General features: G+C 64.7%; 4 protein-coding genes. All 4 read left to right on the top strand.

Annotation, left to right across the window (positions count from 1 at the left end; translation table 11 throughout):
• Positions 1 to 394 precede the first annotated feature (394 nt).
• The 4 genes from moaA to ABLA28_RS11050 all read left to right on the top strand — a co-directional run bounded on the left by moaA (position 395) and on the right by ABLA28_RS11050 (position 3,408).
• Positions 395 to 1,339 carry a GTP 3',8-cyclase MoaA gene (moaA, locus tag ABLA28_RS11035; RefSeq protein ID WP_347713708.1) on the top strand — a complete coding sequence of 315 codons (945 nt, stop codon included), beginning with the start codon at positions 395 to 397 and terminating at the stop codon, positions 1,337 to 1,339.
• Positions 1,340 to 1,413: 74 nt separating this feature from the next.
• A complete protein-coding gene (gene moaC / locus ABLA28_RS11040; protein WP_347713709.1) occupies positions 1,414 to 1,965 on the top strand; it encodes a cyclic pyranopterin monophosphate synthase MoaC in 552 nt (183 codons plus the stop codon).
• Positions 1,953 to 2,426, top strand: a complete 474-nt coding sequence (locus tag ABLA28_RS11045; RefSeq protein WP_347713710.1) for an MOSC domain-containing protein — start codon at positions 1,953 to 1,955, stop codon at positions 2,424 to 2,426. The genes moaC and ABLA28_RS11045 overlap by 13 nt, the downstream gene beginning before the upstream one ends.
• Positions 2,413 to 3,408 (top strand): molybdopterin-binding protein, encoded by a 996-nt coding sequence (locus ABLA28_RS11050; RefSeq protein ID WP_347713711.1) that lies wholly within the window; start codon positions 2,413 to 2,415, stop codon positions 3,406 to 3,408. The genes ABLA28_RS11045 and ABLA28_RS11050 overlap by 14 nt, the downstream gene beginning before the upstream one ends.
• Positions 3,409 to 3,474: the final 66 nt, after the last annotated feature.

A 3,474-nucleotide genomic window follows, 5' to 3' on the forward strand; every position in this document is an offset into this window, starting at 1 on the left:
CCATCGCATCCACGTTATCCTGAAACCGCCTCATGATCCTCCGCTGTTCCTCGGTGAAGCGCGAGGGAGAGTCCGAACGGAACCGATCCAGCTTTTCCTTCAATGACATCTTCCAGCCTCCTCCATGCAGAAAAAATTTTCCTCGAACGACCTCTGAAATCAATTATATCCGACGGCGCTTCGTACCGGCATAAAGCCGTTTGCTCCGATGCCGCTCTTCCAGGGCGCACCTTCCGCATTCTTTTACTGAATACCTTTCCTTTTTTCGGGCCGGGGTTTTCCCTTCAATTTGACAAGTCTCCGTTTTTCCCCTATGCTTCAAAAATGAGGCGTTTCGATTTGTTTCGGGAAATAAGTTGACGTCTCCGCGTTAGAGGGCAAGGGGGAGGAGACCGTGAATGACGCATACGGACGAAGGATCGATTATCTGCGGCTTTCCGTGACCGACCTCTGCAATTACCGCTGCATTTACTGCATGCCGGACTCGGGAGTGCCCAAGAAGGAGCATTCGGAGGTCCTGTCGGTCGAGGAGTGCATCGACGTGGCGGCCCAGTCGGCCCGGTGCGGGGTGCGCAAGGTGCGTGTGACGGGCGGAGAGCCTCTGGTGCGGCACGGCATTCTGGACATCTGCCGCGGCATCGCGGAGATCGGCGGCATCGCGGAGCTCTGCCTGACCACGAACGGCTCCCTGCTGGGCGGTTTTGCGCGTTCTCTCCGAGAGGCCGGGGTGGACCGTCTCAACGTCAGCCTCGACACGCTGAGGCCGGAGCGTTTTGCATCCCTCACCCGGCGCGGTTCCCTGACCGACGTGCTGGAGGGCGTCGACGCGGCGCTCCGCGCGGGATTCGGCCGTCTCAAGTTCAACGTGGTGCTGATGGGGGGCGTCAACGACGACGAGATCCCCGATTTCGTGGCCCTCACCCGGGAGCATCCCGTCGAGGTGCGCTTCATCGAGCTGATGCCCATCGGGGAGTGCGCGGACTGGGACCGCTCCCGTTTCGTTGGCGGAAGCCGGGTGCTCGAGGCCTGTCCGGACCTGAGCCCCACGGATACGGACGGCGTGGCGGCCCGCTATCGTATTCCGGGCTACGCGGGGACGGTGGGGCTGATCCGGCCGCTCAGCCACAAGTTCTGTTCGGAGTGCAACCGGATACGGGTCACGGCGGACGGAAAGCTGAAGCCGTGCCTCCACTCCGAGGCGGAGATCCCGCTGAAGGGACTGAGGGGCGAGGCTCTGTTCCGGGCCATTCGAGGTGGGATTCTGCAAAAGCCCCTTCAGCACGAGATGGAGCGACTGGGCAGCCGGAGCGTGCGCCCGATGAACCGGATCGGAGGCTGACGTGGCTGATACCTACATGAAGGGCTGATAGAGGCATGGAAGATGGAAAGCGGGAGGGGCGGGGCGATCGAGACATGGAAAGGCCTATACAGGACGCTTCGACGCGCTCCGATTTAACGCACTTCAACGACGAGGGACGGGCGCGGATGGTGGACGTCTCGGACAAGTCGGAGACCGAGCGCGTCGCGTGCGCCGCCGGGACCGTCCACCTGAACGAGGATACGCTGCGGCGGATCGAGGAGGGGCGGATCGGGAAGGGGGACGTCCTGGCCGTGGCCCAGGTGGCGGGGATCATGGCCGCGAAGAGGACCTCCGACCTGATCCCGATGTGCCATCCCCTCATGCTGACGGGGGTGGACATCCGGTTCCGGGCTTTTCGGAACGGCGGCCGATGCGGCGTCGATATCGCCTGCACGGTGCGATGCCGTGAGCGCACCGGGGTCGAGATGGAGGCCCTGACGGGCGTGTCCGTAGCGGCCCTGACGATCTACGACATGTGCAAGGCCGTGCAGAGGGACATCCGCATCGGCGAAATCCGCCTGTTGAGCAAGTCCGGAGGACGCAGCGGGGACTATCGGGCAGGCGGGGAGCCCTGGATCGAGGAGGGAACGGCATGCCCAGCGTGACGAGCGTAAACATCAGCACGGCGAAGGGAACGAGGAAGAGCGAGGTTCCCCTGATACGCCTGGTCCGGGATCACGGCATCGAGGGCGACGCCCACGCGGGGAACTGGCACCGTCAGATCAGCATGCTGGCGGAGGAGAGCGTCGACACGATGCGCGCCGCGTGCGCCCTGCCCCTGACGGCCGGGGCCTTCGCGGAGAACATCAACACCGAGGGGATCGATCTGAAGGCGCTTCCCGTCGGGACGCACCTCCGAATCGGCGAGGCCGAGGTGGAGGTCACCCAGATCGGCAAGCGATGCCACAACGACGGCTGTGCCATTCAGAGAGCGGCGGGGCACTGCGTCATGCCCACGGAGGGAATTTTCGTCATCGTGATCCGCGAGGGGATCGTCCGTAAGGGAGACCCCATTGAAATCCTGAGCGGCACTGCGGAGGCAGGGAACAAAGATGGAGCGGATTAAGGTTCGGGACGCGGTGGGGCAGGTGCTCTGCCACGACGTAACGCGAATAGTCAAGGGAGACGAGGCGGCGGGGACGGCCGGGTTCAAGGGAGCCCAGTTCCGCAAGGGACATGTGATACGGGAGGAGGACATCCCCGTTTTGCTCTCCATGGGCAAGGAGCACGTCTACGTCTGGGAGCTCGGGGAGGGGATGCTGCACGAGGACGACGCGGCGCAGCGCCTCTGCGTCCTCTGCAGGAACGACCATATGCGCCCCACGGAGGTTCGTGAGGGCAAGATCGAGCTCGTGGCGGAGACCGACGGGCTGTTCCGCGTGGACTCGGCCCGCCTCCGCGCGGTCAACGGCGTGGGCGAGATGATGATTGCGACGAGGCGGGGGGACACCCACGTCTCGGCGGGAACCCGGCTGGCCGGGATGCGCGCGATCCCCCTGGTGATCGAGGAGCGCAAGCTGGAGGAGGCAAGCCGGGCCGCCGGGCCCAAGCCGCTGCTGGAGCTCCTGCCCTACCGGCTGAAGCGCGCGGGGATCGTCACCACGGGGAGCGAGGTCTATCACGGCAGGATCAGGGACACCTTCACACCCGTGATCGAGGAAAAACTGAAACGCCACGGCATGGAGAGGTCGTTTCACCGGGTGGTGGACGACGGGCTGGAGAACATCGCCGCGGCGATCCGGGCCGCCCGGGATGAGGGGGTCGACCTCGTCCTCTGCACGGGGGGCATGAGCGTGGACCCGGACGACAACACGCCCGGAGCCGTCAAGGCATCCGGGGCCGAGATCGTGTCCTACGGCGCGCCGGTGCTCCCGGGGGCGATGCTGCTGATGGGATACTTCCGCGACGGCGTGCCGGTCATGGGGTTGCCGGGCTGCGTGATGTACGCAAAGACGACGGCGTTCGACCTTGTGCTGCCCTTGGTGGCCGCGGGGGTCCGGGTGACGCGCGAACACATCGTCTCCCTGGGCGAGGGCGGACTGATGTAGCGCAATGGGGTGGAGGGGACGCTGTCTCTTATACACATCTGACGCTGCCGACGACTAGTCGAGTGT

This window comes from uncultured Fretibacterium sp. (assembly GCF_963544685.1).
Lineage (GTDB): Bacteria > Synergistota > Synergistia > Synergistales > Aminobacteriaceae > CAJPSE01.